General features: G+C 41.7%; 18 protein-coding genes and 1 other RNA gene. 15 read left to right on the plus strand and 4 right to left on the minus strand.

The window, feature by feature from the left end:
- Positions 1-46: 46 nt before the first annotated feature.
- Both MURRU_RS01360 and MURRU_RS01365 read left to right on the plus strand, forming a co-directional pair.
- Positions 47-2992, plus strand: coding sequence for an amidohydrolase family protein (locus MURRU_RS01360; protein WP_014031613.1), 2946 nt, complete (start codon positions 47-49; stop codon positions 2990-2992).
- Between the two features lie 10 nt (positions 2993-3002).
- The gene (locus MURRU_RS01365) at positions 3003-4301 is read left to right on the plus strand and encodes an amidohydrolase family protein (protein WP_014031614.1); all 1299 of its coding nucleotides are present in this window, start codon (positions 3003-3005) and stop codon (positions 4299-4301) included.
- 57 nt (positions 4302-4358) lie between these two features.
- On the opposite strand, the gene MURRU_RS01370 is transcribed toward MURRU_RS01365, so the two are convergent.
- Entirely contained in the window at positions 4359-5156 is a 798-nt protein-coding gene (locus tag MURRU_RS01370) for a DUF6503 family protein (protein WP_014031615.1), read from the minus strand.
- A gap of 49 nt (positions 5157-5205) precedes the next feature.
- Here MURRU_RS01370 and MURRU_RS01375 point away from each other — a divergent pair, with 49 nt between their 5' ends.
- The 13 genes from MURRU_RS01375 (at position 5206) to MURRU_RS01435 (ending at position 21376) form a co-directional block, all read left to right on the plus strand.
- The gene (locus tag MURRU_RS01375) at positions 5206-6027 is read left to right on the plus strand and encodes a TrmH family RNA methyltransferase (protein WP_014031616.1); all 822 of its coding nucleotides are present in this window, start codon (positions 5206-5208) and stop codon (positions 6025-6027) included.
- 3 nt (positions 6028-6030) lie between these two features.
- Positions 6031-7263 carry a M48 family metallopeptidase gene (locus MURRU_RS01380; protein WP_014031617.1) on the plus strand — a complete coding sequence of 411 codons (1233 nt, stop codon included), beginning with the start codon at positions 6031-6033 and terminating at the stop codon, positions 7261-7263.
- Between the two features lie 44 nt (positions 7264-7307).
- Positions 7308-9512: a RelA/SpoT family protein gene (locus MURRU_RS01385; RefSeq protein ID WP_014031618.1), complete on the plus strand. Its 2205-nt coding sequence runs from the start codon at positions 7308-7310 to the stop codon at positions 9510-9512.
- Positions 9513-9553: 41 nt separating this feature from the next.
- On the plus strand, positions 9554-10009 hold the full coding sequence (locus MURRU_RS01390) for a Fur family transcriptional regulator (protein WP_014031619.1): 456 nt from the start codon (positions 9554-9556) through the stop codon (positions 10007-10009).
- Between the two features lie 12 nt (positions 10010-10021).
- On the plus strand, positions 10022-11290 hold the full coding sequence (locus MURRU_RS01395; RefSeq protein ID WP_014031620.1) for an adenylosuccinate synthase: 1269 nt from the start codon (positions 10022-10024) through the stop codon (positions 11288-11290).
- Between the two features lie 109 nt (positions 11291-11399).
- Positions 11400-11879 (plus strand): Dps family protein, encoded by a 480-nt coding sequence (locus MURRU_RS01400; RefSeq protein WP_014031621.1) that lies wholly within the window; start codon positions 11400-11402, stop codon positions 11877-11879.
- 178 nt (positions 11880-12057) lie between these two features.
- Positions 12058-13761 carry an OstA-like protein gene (locus MURRU_RS01405; RefSeq protein ID WP_014031622.1) on the plus strand — a complete coding sequence of 568 codons (1704 nt, stop codon included), beginning with the start codon at positions 12058-12060 and terminating at the stop codon, positions 13759-13761.
- A complete protein-coding gene (locus MURRU_RS01410) occupies positions 13761-14957 on the plus strand; it encodes an aspartate aminotransferase family protein (RefSeq protein ID WP_014031623.1) in 1197 nt (398 codons plus the stop codon). Before MURRU_RS01405 ends, MURRU_RS01410 begins: the two co-directional genes overlap by 1 nt.
- 86 nt (positions 14958-15043) lie before the next feature.
- Entirely contained in the window at positions 15044-16444 is a 1401-nt protein-coding gene (locus tag MURRU_RS01415) for a tetratricopeptide repeat protein (protein ID WP_014031624.1), read from the plus strand.
- A 21-nt stretch (positions 16445-16465) separates the two neighbouring features.
- Positions 16466-17383: a polyprenyl-phosphate transporter gene (locus tag MURRU_RS01420; RefSeq protein WP_014031625.1), complete on the plus strand. Its 918-nt coding sequence runs from the start codon at positions 16466-16468 to the stop codon at positions 17381-17383.
- A gap of 19 nt (positions 17384-17402) precedes the next feature.
- Entirely contained in the window at positions 17403-18440 is a 1038-nt protein-coding gene (locus MURRU_RS01425; RefSeq protein WP_014031626.1) for a DUF368 domain-containing protein, read from the plus strand.
- Positions 18394-19146 (plus strand): shikimate dehydrogenase family protein, encoded by a 753-nt coding sequence (locus MURRU_RS01430; RefSeq protein ID WP_041801724.1) that lies wholly within the window; start codon positions 18394-18396, stop codon positions 19144-19146. Before MURRU_RS01425 ends, MURRU_RS01430 begins: the two co-directional genes overlap by 47 nt.
- A gap of 142 nt (positions 19147-19288) precedes the next feature.
- Positions 19289-21376, plus strand: coding sequence for a DUF349 domain-containing protein (locus tag MURRU_RS01435; RefSeq protein ID WP_014031628.1), 2088 nt, complete (start codon positions 19289-19291; stop codon positions 21374-21376).
- Positions 21377-21452: 76 nt separating this feature from the next.
- Here the strand turns inward: MURRU_RS01435 and MURRU_RS01440 are convergent, their stop codons facing one another.
- The 3 genes from MURRU_RS01440 to ssrS all read right to left on the minus strand — a co-directional run bounded on the left by MURRU_RS01440 (position 21453) and on the right by ssrS (position 23679).
- A complete protein-coding gene (locus MURRU_RS01440) occupies positions 21453-21872 on the minus strand; it encodes a CBS domain-containing protein (RefSeq protein WP_014031629.1) in 420 nt (139 codons plus the stop codon).
- A 73-nt stretch (positions 21873-21945) separates the two neighbouring features.
- On the minus strand, positions 21946-23517 hold the full coding sequence (gene rny / locus MURRU_RS01445; protein ID WP_014031630.1) for a ribonuclease Y: 1572 nt from the start codon (positions 23515-23517) through the stop codon (positions 21946-21948).
- A gap of 52 nt (positions 23518-23569) precedes the next feature.
- Positions 23570-23679, minus strand: a non-coding RNA gene (gene ssrS, locus MURRU_RS17545) — 6S RNA.
- Between the last annotated feature and the right edge of the window lie 44 nt (positions 23680-23723).

The raw sequence follows: 23723 nt of genomic DNA on the forward strand, positions 1-23723 counted from the left end.
CTGCTACAAAGGTTATCTTTAAACCGACTAATTCAATTTAAACCTTATGAAACTTAAACTTTTAGCACTGTTGCTCTTCATGGGCAGTGTTTCTTTGTTTGCGCAGGACTACTTTCCAAAAAATGATGGCGTAAAGGCAAAGAAGAACAACAATTACACGGCATTCACCAATGCCAAGATCTATGTAACTCCCACGGAAGTTATCAATAACGGTACCTTGCTGATTCAAAACGGCAAAGTGGTACAAGCGGGCAAATCCGTAAGCATTCCCAAAAATGCTGTTGTAGAAAACCTTGATGGAAAATCCATCTACCCATCATTCATCGATGTATTCTCTGGATTTGGCGTAAAACTTCCCGAAAAAGCCAGCGGTGGCGGAAGATCAGCACAATATGGCCCATCCAGGGAAGGATTCTACTGGAACGACCATATTATGCCAGAGAACGATGCCATCAATAGTTTTACTTATGATGAGAAAAAAGCCAAAGAACTCCGAAATGCAGGTTTTGGGGCCATCAATGCACACATTGAAGATGGTATTGCCAGAGGAACAGGACTTTTGGTAGCATTAAACGATGAAGCATCCGAAGCACAACGAATCCTTTCGGACAAATCAGCACAATACTTTTCTTTTGAGAAGAGCAGAGCATCAAGACAATCTTACCCAGGTTCCTTAATGGGGGCCATGGCCTTGATGCGTCAGTTGTATTATGATATGGACTGGTATAGCAAAGGCAATGTGGATACCAAAGACCGTTCTTTGGAAGCACTTATCAACAACAAGGGATTAACACAAATCTATGCAGCTGGGGATAACGGCAACGTTTTAAGAGCTGACAAAATTGGTGACCTCTTCGGAATTCAGTATACCATATTGGCCGGAGGAGATGAGTACGAGCGTATTGAGGACATAAAAGCCACAAACGCCAAATTAATCCTTCCGTTGGATTTTCCAGATGCATTCGATGTATCCAACCCTTACCAAGCAAAATACATTGCTTTGAAAGATATGAGACATTGGAACTTGGCTCCATCCAATCCAAAAGTGTTGGCAGATAATGGCGTAGATTTCTCCATAACGCTGCACGGACTTAAATCCCCCAAAGAGTTGAAGGGAAAAATCATGAAGGCCATTACTTATGGTCTATCCAAAACCAAGGCTTTGGAAGCTTTGACCACTATTCCTGCTCAAATCTTGGGTAAATCCACCGAAATAGGATCATTGCAAGCTGGAAGCCAAGCCAACTTCTTGATTACTTCAGGAGATATTTTTGATAAAGAGACCACGCTTTATGAAAACTGGGTGCAAGGAAACAAAAATAGTATCGAGCGCATGGATGTCACTGATATCCGTGGTGACTACAATCTTGCAGTAAACGGAAGCACTTATACTGTTTCATTGACAGGAGAGGCCGATAAACCAAAGGCAGAAATCAAAAAAGGTGACAAAACTGTAGATTCCAAAATAGATTATTCCGCCGATTGGTTGAATATTTCTTTTAGTGAAGATAAAGTAGGTTCTTACCGCATGGTTGCCCATGTCTTGCCAGACACTAAAACCATTAAAGGAACCGTGGTTCTTCCCAATGGCGATGAAACTTCGGCAACAATGACCAAGACTTCATCTTTTAAAGAAAAATCCAAAGACGAAGAGGCCGCTGAAAAACCAGAATTAATGGCTTTGACCTACCCTAATGTTGGTTATGGTTTCAAGAAAAAGCCAGAACAAGAAAATATCCTATTCAAAAATGCGACCGTTTGGACCGGTGAAAGCATTTTGGAAAACACCGACGTACTGATTAAAAACGGTAAAATTTCTAAAGTAGGTACAGATTTACGTGCCGGAGGAGCTACCGTGGTGGACGCCACAGGGAAGCACCTTACTGCAGGAATAATTGATGAGCACACCCATATTGCCGCATTGGCCATTAACGAAGGAGGCCACAATTCTTCCGCAGAAGTACGTATGGAAGATGTTATCGATCCCGAGGACGTTGCCATTTACCGCGATTTGGCCGGTGGAGTTACTACCGCTCAATTGCTTCACGGTTCCGCCAACCCTATCGGTGGACAATCTGCTATTTTTAGATTGAAATGGGGAGAAAGTGCCAAGAATATGGTATTCGACAACTCACCTAAGTTCATCAAGTTTGCCTTGGGAGAAAACGTGAAGCAGTCCAACTGGGGCAGTTATTCCCGTTTTCCACAAACAAGAATGGGTGTTGAGCAGGTGTATACCGATTATTTCCAACGCGCCAAGGAATATGATGCCAAGAAAAAAAGCGGAGAGCCGTACCGTCACGATGAAGAAATGGAAACATTGGCCGAAATCTTGAACGGAGAACGATTTATTTCTTGCCACTCCTATGTACAGAGCGAAATCAACATGATGATGAAAGTCGCTGAGAAATTTGATTTCCGCGTGAACACCTTCACCCACATTTTGGAAGGTTACAAAGTAGCCGATAAAATGGCCGAGCACGGTGTTGGCGGAGGTACATTCAGTGACTGGTGGGCATACAAATATGAAGTAAATGATGCTATTCCTTACAATGCCGCTATCATGGCAAGTCAAGGCGTTACCGTGGCCATTAACAGTGATGATGCGGAAATGTCCAGAAGATTGAACCAAGAAGCCGCCAAAACCGTAAAATACGGAGGTATGTCAGAAATTGAAGCTTGGAAAACCGTAACCTTGAATCCTGCCAAATTGCTTCACTTGGACGACCGTGTAGGAAGTATCGAGGAAGGGAAGGATGCAGATGTGGTGCTGTGGAGCGAACATCCGCTATCAGTTTACGCCAAAGCTGAAAAAACTTTGATCGAAGGGAAAGTTTATTTTGACTTGGAAAAGGACAAAATGCTACGAGAATACATCAAAAAGGAAAGAAACCAATTGATTGGAATGATGTTGAACGAAAAGAAAAATGGCGAAAAAACCCGTACTCCCGTTCAAAGCAAAAAAGAAGAGTTTAATTGTGACACCCTTTAAAAAATAGACCATGAAAAAAATATTTTTAATCATAGCAATTGTTTTTGGGGTTTCATTGAACGCACAGCAAACCCCTGCTCCGCCTCAATCCGAACAAGTTGCCATTATCGGAGCCACGGCCCACATTGGTAATGGAGAGGTTATAGAAAATTGTACCATCATTTTTAAAGATGGAAAAATTACTGCCATTGGCGCCGACATTATGACTCCAACTATCGGAACCATGATCAATGCCGAAGGCAGACATGTATATCCTGGTTTTATCGCACCATCCAAATCCCTTGGTTTGGTAGAAGTTGATGCCGTTAGGGCAAGTGACGACCAAGATGAGATTGGCGAAATGATTCCACATATTCGTAGTTTGATAGCCTATAACGCAGAATCCAAGGTTGTGGAAAGTATGCGTCCCAACGGTGTCCTAATTGGACAGGTAACCCCACAGGGCGGAACCATTTCCGGGACTTCCAGTATTGTTCAGTTTGATGCATGGAACTGGGAAGACGCTGCCGTAAAAACAGACGATGGCATCCACATGAACTGGCCCAACTTTTTTAGAAGAGGCCGTTGGTGGATGGGCGAAGAAAGAGGTTATATCCCCAACAAAGAGTACGGTAAGGAAATGGATGACATCAAGCTCTTTTTTCAAAACTCATTAGCTTACGGAAAAGCAGCAGAAAAGGAGAAAAACCTCCCATTTGCTGCCATGCAAGGCCTTTTTGATGGATCCCAACGCTTATACATTCATGCCAACGGTGAAAAGGAAATGACCGATGCTGTGACCATGGCCAAAGAAATGAGCGTAAAAAACGTTGTAATTGTAGGAGGATATAAAGCCAACAAAATAGCTGATTTTCTAAAAGAAAATGATGTTGCCGTTTTAGTGGAACGTACACACGCCCTACCAAGTTTTGATGATGATGATTACGACATCACCTACAAATTACCAAAATTATTGTTGGACGCTGGTCTTTTGGTAGGTCTTCAAAATGAGGATGCCGCCAATTTCCAAGCCAGGAACCTTGCCTTTTACGCAGGCCAAACAGTAGCTCAAGGACTTGACAAAGAAACCGCCTTACAGCTACTTACGGGCAATACAGCCAAAATTTTAGGTATTGATGATATGTACGGAACTTTAGAGGAAGGCAAAAGTGCCACGCTCTTTATTTCTGAAGGAGATGCGTTGGACATGCGCACCAATAAACTCACCAAAGCCTATATTGATGGCAGGGACATTTCCTTGGAAACCCACCAAACCGAACTTTGGAAACGGTATATGGGCAAATACGAAAGAGAAAAAGAAGGACAATAGATTCCAAAAAAAAAAACGGCGCCCTTTCAAGCGCCGTTTTTGTTTTGTGTTATTAATTTATTTTACCGGAACAAACGCTCCACTCTCTGGTTTTGCATAAAACGCTTTAGGTTTGGAAGCCTCACTTAAGGTAACTTCTTCAAAAGTGACCGTACTTGCAGGCTCTTTGATTTTTCGCTCTTCATATTTGTGCCATGTAATGGATTTTGGGAGTAATAACCCGTCCACATCTTGCCAATTCCCATAATTGATCCATCTTACATTGTCCGAGCTTTCTCCTGTTCGGTAAGTAACGGTATAGCCTAACCAAGTCATTTGATACGTCTCTGGATCAAAATGGATGTAGTACTCATCTTTAGATGAGGCACCAACTCCAGACTCATAAGCTATTTGTATCCCTGGATATCTTTTTCCGTTGTATGATATGGCTTCAGCTTCAGAATAGATAATGCCATCATCTGCCAATACAAAGGGCATTGCATAAAAATAGAACATCAAATTATGGTAAAATCCTGCGTCACCTTTGTAGTTTTCATCTGTATCCAAAAGCCACGCTTTTTCACTATCAAATCCCATTGAAAATTGTTCGGTGTCGATTCTATCCCTTCTGGACCACAAGTCAATAGTATGTGTTTCGGACAACTCAGGTTTTGGAAGTACATAAGACAATGTTCGTTGCTTTTTCCATTGCTCCAAACCTCCATGCGCATCAAAAACTTTGACCATGGCATCTGGGTACTTCGTTTTGGATTCGGAAATTTCCTGCTGAACAGGTTCTTCAAGTTTTGTGGGTTTCGTGTTTTGTTTGCAGGCAGAAATGCCTAAAATTAAAAGTAGAATGGTTAATTTGTTCATGATATGAATTTTATCAATTGGTCGAAAACCCCTTTTTATAATTACAGGAATGGCTATTTTTACCATGCGTATGGAACCTAAATTGATTAGTAGTGTCCAAAATCCTTTGGTGAAAAAAGTTCTTCAACTGAAAGAAAAATCCCGTGAACGAAAAAAGACCGGGCTTTTTGTTGTAGAGGGACAACGGGAAATTGAATTGGCCCAAAAAGGCGGTTACATGCTACAATCACTACTTTTTTGTCCCGAAATTATGGACTCCGCTACTATTGAATCGTTTATCAAAGCTTCCAATCCAGAAATTATCCAAGTCTCCGAAGGCGTTTACAACAAAATTGCACACAGAGGCACTACAGAAGGTGTTCTTGGCTTAATGCTGACCAAAGACCATGCATTGGAGTATATTAGTTTTAAGAATAAAACACCTTTGGTGCTGGTCGCCGAAGCTCCTGAAAAACCAGGAAATATTGGTGCCCTTTTGCGAACCGCTGATGCGGCCGCCGTGGACGCCGTTTTAATAGCAAACCCCAAGTCTGACCTATATAGTCCAAACATTATACGTTCCAGCGTAGGTTGCCTTTTTACCAACCAAATAGGCGTGGGAACTACGGACGAAATCATTACTTTTTTACAAACCAACCAAATCAAAATTTACTGTGCTGCCTTAACCGCTTCCAAAAATTATGTGGATTGTGATTTTAAAGCCGCTTCGGCCCTAGTTATGGGTACGGAGGCTACTGGATTAACCGAAAATTGGCTTAAAAATTCCGACCAAAACATAATTATACCGATGCAGGGAGAAATAGACTCCATGAATGTTTCGGTATCCGCTGCAATACTTATATTTGAGGCGAAGCGCCAGCGCGGATTTTAAACTATGGAAAAAAATTTACTCTTTTACGTAATACTGGCCATCCTTGTGGTTCAATATTTGGCTCACCAATATTTGGAGTACCTGAATGCCAAGCGTTTCAAATCAACACTGCCCCAGGAACTTGCCGATATTTATGATGAGAACGAATATCGAAAATCGCAGCAATACAAACGGACCAACTACAAGTTTGGATTGATTTCCGATGGATTCTCTCTGGTTTTGACAGTATGTTTTCTGTCGTTTGGAGGTTTTGAATGGGTGGACCAACTCACTCGCTCCATCACCGACGAACCCATTCCAATGGCTTTGATTTTCTTCGGAATCATTATGTTGGGGAGCTCTATTTTAGGATTGCCATTTTCGTACTACCGAACTTTTGTTATTGAAGAACAATACGGATTCAACAAGACCACTAAATCCATTTTTTTATCGGACAAATTAAAAGGCGGAATCCTCACCATTATTTTAGGAGGTGGTATTCTGACCCTATTTATGCTGTTTTACCAGTCTACCGGACCCAATTTTTGGATTTATGCATGGGCTATGGTTGCCGTGGTTATCCTTTTCATCAATTTGTTTTATAGTCGACTAATTGTTCCGCTTTTCAACAAACAAACGCCCTTGCAAGAAGGTAGCTTAAAAAGTTCGATTGAAAACTATGCCCAGAAAGTGGGCTTTGAACTCCAAAACATCTTTGTAATCGATGGCTCCAAGCGTTCCACAAAGGCAAATGCTTATTTTTCGGGCTTTGGAAAAGAAAAACGCATCACATTATTTGATACGCTGATCAATGATTTGAGCGAAGATGAAATTGTGGCAGTATTGGCTCACGAAGTAGGTCACTATAAACGCAAACACATTATCGTTAACCTTATCGTATCACTGTTGACGACTGGATTAACATTGTTTATTTTATCCTTGTTCATCAACCATCCTGAAATATCTTTGGCCATTGGGGTATCCACACCAAGTTTCCATGCTGCCCTGGTAGGCTTTGCCCTGTTGTACAGCCCAATCTCCGAAATCACTGGTTTGGTCATGAACTATTTATCGAGAAAATTCGAGTTTCAAGCCGACGATTTTGCCAAAACTACATTTGCCGCAACACCGCTGGTATCTTCCTTAAAAAAGTTGTCCAAAAAAAGCTTGAGCAACTTAACGCCACACCCCGCCTATGTTTTTGTGCACTACTCCCACCCACCGCTGGTGGAACGTATCCGAAACCTAAAGGCATAGTTTTTGTTGTTTAGATAATAAGATTGTAGTAAATTTAAAATACTATGACAGAGGCTGCTATTGAAAAAGAGAACAAGGAGATTGCGAAGCAGTACAAAGAATTACTTCGCATAAGCTACCAAACGCTGACGGATGAGGACAAGAAGCTGATTCGTTCTGCGTTTGACGTGGCCGTGGATGCCCATAAAGATCAGCGACGTAAATCAGGGGAAGCGTATATTTTCCACCCGATTGCCGTGGCCAAGATCGTAGCGTCTAAAATTGGCCTGGATGCCGTTTCCATTGCCTCTGCCCTACTCCATGATGTAGTTGAAGACACGCCATATACTTTGGCTGATATTGAGCGGATGTTTGGCGAGACCGTTGCCCGAATTGTGGACGGACTCACCAAAATTGCCCACCTGAAGAAGGACAAAGACATTAGTCAGCAAGCAGAGAACTTTAGAAAAATGCTGCTGACCTTGCATGATGATGTTCGGGTAATCATTATTAAGATTGCAGATCGTTACCACAATATGCTCACCATGGAATCCATGCCCGAGCATAAACAGGTAAAAATCGCCTCTGAAACGCTTTACATCTACGCTCCTTTGGCGCACCGGATAGGTTTGTACAACATTAAGACTCACCTGGAAGACCTTTCTTTAAAATACACGGAGCCTGAGGTATACAATGACATTCAGGCCAAAATAGAAGGGACAGAGGAGGAAAGTTCGGCCTATATCGAAGATTTTGCCAACGTAATCCGGACATCCTTGGACAAGGAAGGACTGAATTACTACATCAAAGGCCGAATGAAGTCCATCTTCTCCATTCGCAAGAAGATGAAGACCCAAAATGTTACTTTTGACGAAGTCTACGATAAATTCGCGATTCGGATCATTTACAAATCCGATAGAAAAAACGAGAAGTTCCTCGCTTGGAAAATCTATTCCATTGTTACCGACCACTTCACTCCCAACCCAATCCGATTACGTGACTGGATCACCTCACCAAAATCCACTGGTTACGAAGCGCTACACATTACGGTAATGGGACCCAAGGGCAAATGGGTAGAGGTACAAATCAGAAGTGAGCGCATGCACGAAATCGCCGAAAAAGGCTATGCGGCACACTTTAAATACAAGCACGGGGCACAAAAAGAACAAGGTATAGAAGAATGGCTGAACAAATTACAGGAAGCACTGGAAAGTGCCAATGGCAATGCTGTTGATTTTGTTGAAGAGTTCAAACTGAACCTATACTCCAAAGAAATATTTGTCTTTACCCCCAAAGGAGATTTAAAATCCATGCCGAAGGGTGCAACGGCACTGGACTTTGCGTTCAACATTCACACCGAAATTGGTTTAAGGACCCGTGGTGCCAAAGTAAATGGCAAACTAGTTCCTTTAGGCACCGAACTGCGCAGTGGGGACCAAGTGGAAATCATAACTTCGGAAAGTGCCAAACCCACCCAAAACTGGTTGGATTATGCCGAAACAGCGCGAGCACGCTCCAAAATAAAATCATCGCTTAGCGAAGAGAAAAAAGAGGTTGCCGAAGAAGGAAAGGAGATATTGCGACGCAAGCTAAAAGCGCAAAAAATCAACCTGAACGAAGATACCATCAACAAACTGGTAACTTTCTTCAAATTAAAGACGAGCTTAGACTTGTTCTACAGAGTGGGCATCGGGGTTATTGACAACGATAAGCTGAAGGATTTCTCTTCTTCCTATCATAATGCCTTTATCAATTTCTTTAAGAACAGGATGCGTAAAACCCCTGCCCCAAAAGATGTTGATAAAAACGAGATTACCACCAAGTACGATTTACTTGTATTTGGAAAGGAGGAAGAAAGGCTCAACTATAAATTGTCCCAATGCTGCAACCCTATTCCTGGCGACGATGTCTTTGGTTTTGTAAGTGTAACTGATGGCATAAAAGTACATAAGAAAAATTGCCCAAATGCCATCTCGCTACAATCCAACTATGCCTACCGGATCATAAGTGCCAAATGGATAGATTCCACACAGGAAGAATTTTCGGTGGATATCAAAATCACGGGTATCGATAATATGGGGTTGGTGAAGGACATCACCAAGATTATCTCAGAAAACATGCACGTAAATATGCGCAACCTTAACTTTAGTGCAGATGGAGGCACCTTTAAAGGAAAAATCACTTTGGTTGTAAAAAACAATAACATCCTTAAAAGATTGATGAACAGTTTAAAGCAGGTCGAAGGGATAGATAAAGTAACCAGAATTTAATTTTTAACTGTACCTTTGTGCCTTAGCATAGGTAGAAAGCCATGGGAAACAATAAAAATCAGGAAATTGTAAAAAATGTGTTCACTACATTCCTTGAGGAAAAAGGACACCGCAAAACCCCTGAACGCTACGCCATTTTACAGGAAATTTACGAAAGTGACGATCATTTTGATGTGGAATCCCTCTACATTAAAATGAAAACAAAAAACTACAGGGTAAGCCGTGCCACCCTCTACAATACCATAGAGCTTTTGTTGGAGAGCAAATTGGTACGCAAGCATCAATTTGGCAAAAACCAGGCACAGTACGAAAAGTCATATTTCGACCGTCAGCACGATCACGTTATCTTGACCGATACAGGTGAAGTAGTGGAGTTTTGCGACCCGCGCATACAATCCATCAAAAAAACAATTGAAGAGGTTTTTGACATTAAGATCAACAATCACTCATTATATTTCTACGGAACTCGAAACAAAGAAAAAAACCTAACTGAATAACCCGAACATTACATGGTAGATTTATTGCTTGGACTCCAATGGGGAGACGAAGGAAAAGGAAAAATTGTTGATGTACTGACCAAGGAATACGATATTATAGCCCGATTTCAAGGGGGGCCCAACGCTGGCCACACCTTGGAATTTGATGGCATAAAACACGTTTTGCATACGATTCCCTCCGGGATTTTTCATAAGAACGCCATAAACGTTGTGGGGAACGGAGTTGTGATAGACCCCGTTATCTTCAAAAAAGAACTGGACAACTTGGAACAATTTAATATTGATATTGAATCCAAACTGTTTATATCCAGAAAAGCCCACTTGATTCTCCCAACACACCGTTTGTTGGATGCCGCTTCCGAAGCTTCCAAAGGCAAGGCCAAAATTGGTTCCACCCTTAAGGGCATTGGCCCAACTTATATGGACAAAACAGGCCGTAATGGTATGCGTGTTGGGGATTTGGAATTTGAGGACTGGAAAACAAAATACCGTGCCCTGGCAAACAAGCACGAGGCCATGATCGATTTTTATAATGTGGACATCCAATACAATTTGGCCGAACTTGAAGCAGAATTCTGTGAAGGTGTGGAAACGCTTAAAAAATTGACCTTTATAGACAGTGAGGAGTACATTTTTAAAGCCCAAGCAGAAGGCAAAAAGATTTTGGCCGAAGGCGCCCAAGGCTCTTTATTGGATATTGATTTCGGAACTTATCCTTTTGTAACATCATCCAACACTACGGCAGCCGGCGCTTGTACCGGATTGGGCGTAGCGCCCAATAAAATTGAAAGAGTTTTGGGAATATTCAAGGCCTATACCACCCGAGTAGGCAGCGGACCGTTCCCCACAGAGCTTTTTGATGAGGATGGAGCAAGAATGGCAAAAATAGGCAACGAATTTGGTGCCACCACGGGAAGACCAAGACGGTGTGGTTGGCTGGATTTAGTCGCCCTAAAATATGCCGTTCAAATTAATGGGGTAACCGAGCTTATGATGATGAAAGCCGATGTTTTAAGCGGTTTTGAAACCATCAAGGTTTGTACGGCCTACAAATACAAGGGAGAGGAAATTCAACATTTGCCCTACAATATCGAAGAGGAATATGTAACACCTGTTTACACCGAAATGAAAGGTTGGGCCAAAGACCTCACCAAACTTACAAAGGCAGAGGAGTTACCAGCTGCCCTAAACGACTATATCACGTTCTTGGAAGAGCAATTGAACGTACCAATTAAGATAGTTTCAGTAGGTCCGGACAGGCTTCAAACTATTCATAGGTAAGCTACAAAAGTAGTTTTTCCAGCATCTAAGGCATTGCCTTATGTGACTTATATCACTTTAAGTGCAAGACATTTGCTTTATCTTTAATTCAATTTAAAAATAAAGCGACATGACTGATAAACTCAATCAAATAGGACTCGATAAAAAGGTATCCAGCGATTTATCCGACAAGCTAAACGAGCTTTTGGCAAACTATCAAATATTCTACATGAACGCCCGTGGATTCCATTGGAACATTAAGGGCGAAAAGTTTTTTGAACTTCACGCAAAGTTCGAAGAACTCTACAACGATTCATTAATAAAAATTGATGAGGTCGCTGAAAGAATCTTGACCTTGGGCTTTACCCCATTACATAACTATGCCGATTATTCAGCGCTATCCAAGATTAAAGCTGCAAAAAATGTATCAAACGGCAAGGAAGCTGTTCAGGCAATCCTAAATGGATATGAAGTGCTGTTACCTTTGGAGAGAGAACTTTTAGAAATGGCCGGCGATTCCAACGATGAGGGTACCAATGCCTTGATGAGCGATTACATCCGTGAACAGGAAAAGCTCATTTGGATGTACTCTGCATATCTAAACCAATAAATTACAGGGCAAAGAAGGTTCTTTATCACAACACCTACCATTGTGGCCAAATTACATTGACCTTGAAACGCAGAAGATAAAACCCGCTAAACCTGCAACCATTTGGCATAGAAATCCCAAAGCTTTCTAAACGGTATATGCCACGTCCGTTAAAAATCCTACTTTTGGGCAAAATTTCATGAACTTGAAAAGCATTTCATTTTTCATTCTATTTTTGGCCGCTTTTAGCGTTTTTGCCCAAGAACAAGAACCCAAAGGAGAAAGGCAAATAAATATTGTTTACGGAGCCAACTTCACCAAGGACGAGGCTCAGTACCCAGGTGCCTCCATTTTCAGCAAAGACGATGAGCGACAAGTACAGTTTGAACACCAAGGTGCCGACCTTTGGTGCGATATTGCTATTTTTTATGCCGAGGAGAATCGCTTAAAGGCCATTGGCAACATTCGATTACAGCAAGGAGATTCCATAGAAATGAACAGTGCGAAACTGGATTGGAATGGCAATACCAGCTTGGCCAAGGCCTGGGAGAATGTGGACCTCACCAACGGTCAGATGACCTTGACCACGGACACCCTTTATTTTGATCGCGAAAAACAACAGGCGTACTACAATTCAGGAGGGAAAGTGGTAGATTCCGCCAACGTGCTTACCAGCAAGGTCGGTACTTATTTTATGACCCCGAAAAAGTATCAGTTTCAGCGAAACGTACACATAGACAATCCTGATTATATTATCGACTCCGAGCAATTGGACTACTACACTACCTCTAAGAATGCCTACATGTACGGTCCATCGACAATCACAGGCGAAGAATATAAAATATATTGCGAACGTGGGTTCTACGACACCAAAATAGAACAAGGCTACGGCATCAAAAACACCCGTATTGATTACGACAACAAAATCATTGAAGGAGACAGCCTTTATTTTGACAAAGCCACTGAATTTGCTTCCGCCACCAACAACATCCAGATTACGGATACCATCAACAATGGAGTGATCAGAGCCCATTATGCCGAGGTGCACAAGGCCAAAGATTCAGTTTTTGCCACCAAAAGGGCGGTTTCCATCAGCCTAGTGCAAAAAGACTCCCTCTACATGCACGGCGACACCTTAATGGTTACTGGCAAAGAGGAAGAGCGCATTCTCAGGGCTTTCAGGAATGCCAAATTCTATAAAACTGATTTGAGCGGTAAATGCGATTCCATACATTTTGATGAGAAAACAGGAATCACCCAATTGATCACAGACCCGATTTTATGGAATGTGGACAATCAAATTACCGGTGATAGCATTCATTTGATATCCGATATGGAGACCGATAAATTGGATTCGCTAAAAGTGATTGAGAATGCCTTCATTATTTCGCTGGATACCATTAGCGGAACTGGGTACAATCAAGCCAAGGGTAAAAACCTCTTTGGCAAGTTTATCGAAAATGAGCTCAAAATTATCGACTTGGTTCAAAACACCGAGGTCATTTATTACGTCTACAACGATGATGAAGAACTTGTAGGTATAGACAAAACCATCTGCAGTAAGATTCGATTGCTCATGGCCAATAACGACATTGAGGACATCACCTTTTTTGTTAATCCTGATGGGGACATATTCCCAGAGACCGATTTGCCTGTGGAAAGCCGAAAATTAAAAGGCTTTGTTTGGCGTGGCGATGAACGGATTATGTCCAAAGAAGAAATTTTTGATGAAGACGACAACAATATTGAACTAGTTAAAATTAGGGGAATAGACAACCCTATTGATATTGATGCAGAGGAAAACGAACGGCAGAAAAACCAGAACGACCCTATAAATGCACCCAATAACAAGGCTGTAAAACCCAAAAAGCCCGTTCTTAAAAAGAAAGCACAGACCCCATAATGTCCAAAAACGACTTTTTCACATACCAAGCCCAAACTTCCACCCACCCATTGGCCTTGGAAGTTTCCCGTGCCAAGGGTAGCTACATCTACGACCAAGATGGCAATGCCCATTTGGATTTTGTGGCCGGGGTATCTACATGTAGTTTAGGACATTGTCACCCGAAAATTGTGGACGCTATAAAAACACAGGTAGACCAATATATGCACGTAATGGTCTATGGCGAGTATGTTCAGAAACCCGCTGTGGAATTTTCAAAATTATTGGCGGCACATCTACCCGACAACCTGAATACTACCTATTTGGTCAATTCTGGCACCGAAGCTATGGAAGGAGCCATTAAATTGGCACGTAGACACACAGGTCGCTCACAAATTATTGCCGCAAAAAATGCCTATCATGGCAACACCATGGGCAGTTTGAGCCTTATGGGACTGGAAGAACGCAAAAGTGCCTTTCGTCCATTGATTCCAGATGTTAGGTTCATCCAATTTAATGTGGAAGAAGAACTGGGCAACATTACCAAGAAAACCGCTGCCGTGGTCTTGGAAACCATTCAAGGTGGAGCTGGGTTCATATTACCCGAGAACGGTTACTTAGAAAAAGTAAGAAAGCGTTGCAGCGAAGTCGGCGCTTTGTTGATTTTGGACGAAATACAGCCAGGTTTTGGCCGTACAGGTAAGTTGTTCGCTTTTGAACACTTTAATTGTCCGCCTGATATCTTGGTCATTGGAAAAGGAATGGCTTCAGGTATGCCAGTGGGAGCTTTTGTGGCATCAAAAGAACTTATGGCAGATTTAAAAGAGAAGCCAAAATTTGGCCATATCACTACTTTTGGAGGGAATCCCGTGATTGCTGCGGCAAGTTTGGCAACACTAAAAGAAATCACCGAAACAGACCTTATTCCACAAACGCTGGAAAAAGAAAAATTGTTCCGAAAACTGTTGAAACATCCCTTAATAAAAGAAATTAGGGGCAAAGGATTAATGCTTGCCCCAATATTGGAAAGCAAGGAAGTTGCCGATTATTTGGTACTTGAAGCCGCTAAAAAGGGTTTAATACTTTTTTGGCTTTTGTTTGAGGCCAAAGCTGTGAGAATATCACCACCTTTGACCATCTCAATGAAAGAAATCGAGGAGGGTTGCGCCCAAATTCTCAGTATTTTAAAAAGCTACCAACCCGACACTGTTAACTAATTTGTTGATAACATACCCCGAATTTGGACTTAAACAGAACCGCAAAGGGTTAATTTTAAGTCCATAGTTCAACCAAAAACGTTCCTATGGCGTTAGAATCTAACGAATATCCAGACAAATCCATAAACAAATTTGAGTCCATGCTCAAGACGGATGACGTCTATTTTTTTGATGCGGAGGACTTTGAGGAAATTATTCATCATTACCTGAACAACGGTAAAATCTCCTTGGGCAAAAAAGCCATTCAAATTGGCTTGGAACAACATCCAAACTCCATGGAATTGAAGCTTTTACAGGTAGAAGTATTGGCTTTTGAAGACAAGTTTGATGCTGCAGAAACTCTTCTGGATGAAATTCAGACCATTAATGTAACCAATGAGGAAGTCTATATCCAACGGGCCAACATCCGCTCCAAACAGGACAAACATCAAGAAGCCGTAAATCTTCTACTGGAGGCATTGGACATCACGGACCACTCGTTTGATATTCACTCCCTATTGGGAATGGAGTATCTATTTATGGACAACTACGAGCAGGCAAAACTTAGTTTTATGAGATGTGTTGAGATTGATGACAGGGATTATTCATCGCTCTATAACGTAGTGTACTGCTTTGAGTTTTTGGAGGATTATGATGGTAGTATCCTATACCTAAACGATTATCTCGACCGAAACCCCTATTGCGAAGTGGCCTGGCACCAATTGGGCAAAATGTACTTGGCCAAAAAACTCTATATCGAGGCTTTGACCGCTTTTGATTTTGCGGTGATTTCGGATGATTCCTTTATCGGCGCCTATTTTGAAAAAGGCAAAGTGCTGGAAAAATTGGGCAGGTACAATGAGGCTATCGAGAACTACGAGTCCACCATATCCATAGAAGACCCTACATCGTATGCTTTCCTGCGGCTTGGTAAATGCCACGAAAAACTGGGAAACTACGACTTGGCCAAATATTATTATTACCACACCGTTCACGAAGACCCTTTATTGGACAAGGGATGGTTGGCCATTACCGATTTCCATTTTAGGCAAAAAAACTATGAAAAAGCCATATACTACATCAATAAGGCCATAAATATTGATGGGGAAAACCCTAAATATTGGAAAAAAGCCGGAAAGTTATATGCTGCCCTAAACAATTGGGACGAGGCGGATTTTGCCTATAAACAAGCGGTGGACTTGGGCAATTACGAACTGGAAACGTGGAGGAACTGGGCGGAAGTACTCAATAAAATTGGAGATTACAATTCGGCAATACAAGTTTTGATCCAAGGGTTGGAATTTTACCCCGACAATTCGGACCTTACCTATAAATTGGCAGGCATCCATTTAAAAAATCACGATTTGGATGAAGCAAAAAGTATCTTATCCAAGGCTATGAAATTGGATATTGGTAAATTGCAGCAGTTTGAAAAAGAATTCCCCGAATTCATTGAAGTTGATTGGGTAAAAGCGCTGGTTTCAAAAATCAGGAAAACAGCCAAGTAGCCCCGCCTTATTATCAAATTAATGCAAGCACGTCGTATACTGGACTTCGTTTTTATTACCCTGAAAGGAATGGCCATGGGTGCCGCAGACGTTGTCCCAGGAGTATCAGGAGGAACCATTGCCTTTATTTCTGGCATTTATGAAGAACTCATAACCTCCATCAACAACATAGATCTTTCCCTGATTTCAATTTTAAAAAAAGAAGGCATCAAGGCCGTTTGGAACAAAGTCAATGGAAACTTTTTACTGGCTCTTTTCCTCGGAATTTTTATTAGTGTGCTATCCTTGGCAAAATTCCTGAGTTGGCTTTTGGAAAACGAACCAATCTTATTATGGTCCTTTTTCTTTGGATTAGTGGTGGCCTCCATTTTTATGGTAGGCAAAGAAATCACCAGATGGACCATGGGAACAGTGGTTGTATTGATTTTTGGCGCTGCCTTGGCTTTCTTTATAACCGAACTACCTGCAAGCGATAACTCGGACAGCCTACCCTATTTGTTTCTTTCGGGTGCATTGGCCGTTTGTGCCATGATCCTCCCAGGTATTTCGGGAGCATTTATCCTTGTACTGTTAGGCTCCTACAAAACCATTTTGGATGCTGTTCACGAAAGGGATATCAAAATAATTTTGACCGTGGGCGTTGGGGCCATTTTTGGACTTTTGAGTTTTGCTCGACTACTCAAATGGATGTTCAATCACTACAAAAACATCACTTTGGCATTGCTAACAGGTTTTATCTTGGGTTCCTTAAATAAAATTTGGCCTTGGAAAAAGGTTTTGGAAACCAAAACCTTTGGCGAAAAGACCATCGTTGTGGATGATATGAACGTGCTTCCCGGTGCTTTTGAGGGCGATAGTAAATTAATACTGGCCATTGTCTTAGCCATCCTAGGTTTTTCACTTATTTTTATCCTGGAAAAAGTAGCTTCCAAAAAATAAGGAAAACCTATTTGTGCAAATGCATCAACCTAGAACATTTCTGGATAATTTCTTCTTGGTCATAAAAGGCCTGTGCATGGGGGCCGCCAATAAGGTTCCCGGGGTTTCGGGCGGTATAGTAGCCTTTGTTGCCGGATTTTACGAGGAGTTTATCTACTCCTTACAAAAATTGAATTCCAAAGCGGTGAAGTTGTTCTTCAATGGCAGGTTCAAAAGTTTTTTCCGATACACCAATGCCAAATTTCTGGGCTTGCTGATTTTTGGAATGCTGGTCAGCTATTTTAGTGTTTCCCGGATTCTAGATTATTTTTTGGACCATAACGAGGTCTTTGTTTGGGCCACTTTCTTTGGAATGGTCATAGGCTCCATCTACCATATAGGGAAAGATTTTGCTCCTTGGAACAAACGTACTATTCCAGCAGGGATCATCGGGTTTATTATTGGGATATCCATCAGTTTTTTAAACCCTGCCAAAGAGAACGACAACTTATTTTTTGTTTTTTTCTGTGGCATCGTTAGTGTTTCTGGGATGACGCTTCCCGGGCTGTCCGGCTCTTTCATATTGATTTTATTGGGAAACTACGTCCTGTTACTGGTAGATTCGGTCAACGCACTCTACGATACTTTTTCTGAGGTTTTCTCTGGGGATTTTAGCTTCGTAAAAAATTCTGAACGCATACAAATCTTAAAGATACTAGGGGTTTTTACCTTGGGATCCGTTACCGGATTGGTTACTTTTTCACATTTGCTCAGTTATGTACTAAAACACTTTAAAGCCACAACAACAGCGGTATTATTGGGTTTTATCACAGGATCTTTGGGCGTACTTTGGCCTTGGAAAAGAACCGTTTTTAAGGTGGACGAAGCCGGCAACCCCTTATTGGATTCCAACGGGGATAAAATCATCCTCAACTACAAACGTCACCTTCCACAAATGGCAGAGGCAGAAACTTGGTGGGCCATACTTTTTATTTTATTGGGGATTTTGGTATTATTGATTTTGGATTGGTATGGCAACAACAGAAAAAAAAATGAACAGGTTCGGGCTACTAGGTAGAAACATTTCTTATTCTTTCTCGCAGGGATATTTCACCCAAAAATTCAAGGATTTGGGACTGGATGACCATAGCTACGAGAATTTTGATCTTCAAAAAATCGAAGAGCTGAAAAACGTGCTCGCCCAAGATAATCTTAGAGGGCTTAACGTAACCATACCCTACAAACAAGAGGTTATCCCCTATTTGGACGAGCTGGACGCCAAGGCAGCGAAAATAGGGGCCGTAAACACCATTCAGTTTACAGAAAATGGCCTAAAAGGCTTTAATACTGATGCTTATGGTTTTCAAAAATCATTGGAACCCTTCTTGAAACCACATCATAAAAATGCATTGATCCTGGGCACGGGCGGTGCTTCCAAAGCCGTTCGTTTTGTTCTAGATGAACTGGGAATTGCCAACACCTATGTTTCGCGCAGTAAAAGGGACGGGCAATACACCTACGACGAACTGGACGAAACCACCATTAAGAAAAACACCCTGATTATTAACTGCACCCCACTTGGCACCTACCCCAATATTGAGGACAAACCTGCACTCCCTTATCAATATATTGGAGCTGATCATTTGCTGTACGACTTGATCTACAATCCAGAAAAAACCAGTTTTTTAGCTTCAGGCGAGGCGAAAGGAGCAACCATCTGCAATGGGCTGAACATGTTGGAGCACCAAGCGGAAAAGGCTTGGGAAATCTGGAACAATGTCTAAAAAAAAGGAGTTAACATAAGTATTCCACCCATCCGCACAACCATCTCCGTCCGTAAAAGAAGAATCAATACTTTTGCTATTAGACAATTAAGTTGTTAAATTGGCTATAATTTTCATCAATCAATAGGTAAACAAGCTACGAATGCAGGAAAACGATCGTAAACTTCAGCAAGCTGAAGGTGGTATAGAGGAAACTTCAGAAAATACAAAAGGACAAATGGAAGAAGCTACACAAGCCGAACCAAAAGTGTCCGAAGAAACTGTATCTGAAACTGAAGAGTCACAAAAGCCTAAGAAAGAGGTTGTTTCCGAATCCAAAAGCAAAAAGAACGATTCCGAGAAGAACGATTCCGAGAAGAACGATTCCGAGAAGAACGATTCCGAAGAGCATATAGACGAGATTGACGAATCCAATGCAGAGGATGCTGAAGATACTGAAAACGAGAAACGGCATACCATACCCATGCTGGATTACCACTCCATGACCATGGAAAACTTGGTCGGGGAATTACAGCGTTTGGTAAAAAACGAGAAAGTACAGGCCATCAACAAGCATGTTAGCGCCATTAAGTACGAGTTCGACCAAAAGTTCCAAGAGTTTCTCGATGAGAAAAAGGAAGAGTTTGTATCCAAAGGAGGCAATGAAATTGATTTTCGATATAATTCCGTTGCCAAAAGGCAATTCAATGAGGTGTATTCGGATTTCCGGGAAAAGCGTGATCAATATTATAAACAACTCGATCAATCACTAAAAGCCAACCTACAAAAAAGGTTGGATATTATTGAAGAGCTGAAAGGCCTCATTGATATTGAGGAGGACATCAATACTACTTACAACAACTTTAAAGACCTCCAAAATAGGTGGAAAAATGCAGGGCCCATACCTCGAACCAATTACAACGATGTTTGGCGCACCTACCACCACCACATGGAAATCTTTTATGATTTTCTGCACCTAAACCGTGAATTGCGCGATCTGGATTTTAAACATAATCTGGAAGAAAAGCAGAAGTTGGTGGAACGTGCCGAAGCTTTAGCGGAAGAACCGGATTTGAACAAGGCGTTCAGGGAGTTGCAAACGCTTCACAAGATTTGGAAAGAGGACATCGGTCCCGTAGCCAAGGAACATCGCGAAGAAATCTGGGAGAAATTCAGCACCGCCACCAAGGCCATGCACCAGCGTAGGCAAGAACATTTTCAGGAATTGGAAAAGGTCTACGAGAAAAACTTGGAAAAAAAGCAAGAGATCATAGCTAACATCGCTAAAATAGCCGAAAACGTTGCGGATAACCACAGAGGCATCCAACAACAAATAAAAGAGGTGGAAGCGCTAAGGGATTTGTTTTTTAAGGCAGGTAGGGTGCCCCAAAAGGTGAACGAAGAAACTTGGAGCTATTTTAAGGAAACCGTCCGTAAATTCAATAGGACCAAAAACGCATTCTATAAAAATCAGAAAAAAGAGCAACAGCTAAACCTTGAAAAGAAAAAGGAACTGTTGGAATTGGCCGTTTCTTTGAAGGATAGTGATGATTGGGACGAAGTTACCCCACAAATGAAGCGCATACAAAGGGATTGGAAAAAAATTGGCCATGTTCCCAGAAAATATTCCGATAAAATCTGGAAAGAGTTCAAGGACGCTTGTAACCACTATTTTGACCGCTTACACGCGGAAAAGAACGAGGCCCACAAGGAAGAATTCGAAAACTTTAAGAAGAAAAGCGAATGTTTAAACCGTTTAAAAGAGTTCCAACTGAGCGGTGACAAGAAGAAGGATATTGAAGACGTTAAAGCCTTTTTAGCCGAGTGGAAACAATACGGTCGCATTCCGTATAACAAAAAGCACATCAACAGCAAGTTCAATAAAATTGTGGATGCCCTCTTCAAAAAATTAGGGGTTGGCAAACAACAATCGGAACTGCTCAAATACGGGAACAAAGTACAGGAACTTGCCAAAACAGAGGACAACTACGCTATAGGCAATGAACGTGTTTTTGTTAAGCGTAAGATTGATGAGGTAAAATCCGAAATTCGTCAGTTAGAGAACAACCTACAGTTTTTCTCTGGTGATTCAGAGGACAATCCTTTGGTCAAAGAAGTCGTCAATAAATTGGACAAACAAAAAGAAGCGCTTCAAACTTGGAAAGAGAAAATGAAGAAGCTGAACATTCTTAAACACAAACTGAACAAAGAAATCGAGGAAGAAGAAAATGACAGCAACGAAGAGGAATAAATTTTAATCTACCTTATAAAATAATATCAAAGGGCCGCTCGTATAGCGGCCCTTCAACTTCTTCCCTTCCAAAAGTTCAATACAATTCGAGTAAATAGTTGATTAAATCCGTAGTGGTAACTATCCCCACAAGTTTTCCGTTATCCACCACAGGCAAAGCATGAAACTCTTTTTTGGAAAGAAAACGTGCCACATCCCTAATTGACGTATCGGATGCTATGCTAACAACATCGTTGACCATTACTTGCGGAATGGTGAACATGTTATAAACAATGGTTTCCACATGTTCTTCGTGCTCATCTATCGCGTCTGCAAAACTGATCCGCAACAAATCCGTATAGCTTAACATACCCACAATAGAGCTACCTTCAACAACTGGAATATGTCGGATATGATGCTTTTTAAAAAGACGTTCGGCAGTCACCAAATCATCTTTGGCAGTAAGCGTAACCAGTTTTTTGGTCATTATTTCCGAAACAGGCACATCTTTTTTCATCACTCAAGTAGTTTATCAATTTCTTGAATGAAGTTAGCCTGACCTTAGTTAGAAAAGTATGATAATTATCAGTTTACTTGGCCACGTTTACAGACCGCGTTTCACGGATTACGGTAACCTTAACTTGACCGGGATAGGTCATATCGGTCTGTATTTTTTGTGATATTTCGAAAGAGAGTTCCGCCGCTTTGTCATCGTTCACTTTTTCGCTTTCCACAATTACACGCAGTTCCCTACCCGCCTGAATAGCGTAGGCTTTCTGTACTCCGTTGAAGCCGAAGGCAATATCTTCCAAATCCTTCAATCTTTGAATGTAGGAGTCCAAAACTTGTCTCCTAGCTCCAGGGCGTGCACCGCTGATAGCATCACAAACTTGAACTATGGGAGAAATTAAAGTGGTCATCTCGATTTCATCGTGGTGGGCTCCGATTGCATTGCAAACCTCGTCTTTTTCACCATATTTTTGTGCCCATTGCATACCTAAAATAGCGTGGGGTGTTTCCACTTCAACTTCAGCCATGGGAACTTTTCCTATATCGTGAAGCAATCCGGCTCTTTTGGCCAATTTAGGGTTGAGTCCTAATTCTGCTGCCATTACGCCACAGAGTTTAGCTACCTCTCTTGAGTGCTGCAATAGGTTTTGTCCGTAAGAGGAACGGTACTTCATCCGCCCTACCGCCTTTATCAGTTCTGGGTGCAATCCGTGGATGCCCAGGTCGATTACGGTACGCTTGCCTATTTCGGCAATTTCTTCATTGATTTGTTTTTCGGTCTTCTTCACTACCTCTTCAATACGGGCAGGGTGAATTCTTCCGTCGGTCACCAATCGGTGCAAGGACAAACGGGCCACTTCCCTCCTAACGGAATCAAAACAAGATAGGATAATGGCTTCTGGGGTATCATCTACAATAATCTCAACACCTGTGGCCGATTCCAAAGCACGAATGTTTCTACCCTCTCGGCCAATAATACGACCTTTAACATCATCCGACTCCAAATTGAATACCGAGACACAGTTCTCCACGGCTTCTTCGGTTCCGATACGCTGAATGGTGTTGATCACTATTTTTCGGGCCTCTTGCTGTGCGGTGAGCTTTGCTTCTTCCAAGGTGTTTTGAAGATATGCCATGGCATCGCTTTTGGCAGTTTCTTTTAAAGATTCCAACAATTGGGCCTTGGCATCTTCTGCGGAAAGTCCAGAAATTACCTCCAACTGTTGTACTTGGCTCTTGTGGAGCTTTTCAACCTCAGATTGTTTTTTGTCGAGTATCTCACTTTTGTACTCGATCTCTTTTATCTTTTCTTGAAATTGATCGTTAAGCTTTTTGTTCTTGGCCAATTCACTGCTAACCTGGGACTCTTTGTCCCTTGTGCGTTTTTCGGCCTCTGCAATTTTTTTATCCTTATTGATGATGACCTTCTCGTGCTCCGCCTTCAGCTCCAAAAACTTCTCCTTTGCCTGAAAGATCTTATCCTTCTTTATGCTATCGCCCTCTTTACTGGCTTCTTTTATAATGTTGGATGCTTCTTTTTTTGCATTGGCAATGGTTTTGGATGCTTTGCCTTTCTCCATCATCTTGGCAATTGCGAATCCTATTGCCAGCCCCACAACAGCTGCGCCAACAATAACTATGATATTATCCATGTTTGCTTGTGTTTAGTTAAAAAAAAAGCCCACATCGGAAGAAGTTTTGTACAAACTCCAAAATACAGGTTTAGGGCTAACAGACTGATCAAGGATCCCTATACAAGTAGGGCCTGCTTTTACAACCTAAACTCACCCTTTCTAATTATAATAGTGTTGAGTTTGTCAAAAATTAATTACCAATGTGGGCAGTAACAATATTTTAT

This window comes from Allomuricauda ruestringensis DSM 13258 (assembly GCF_000224085.1).
Taxonomy (GTDB): Bacteria; Bacteroidota; Bacteroidia; order Flavobacteriales; family Flavobacteriaceae; genus Flagellimonas; species Flagellimonas ruestringensis.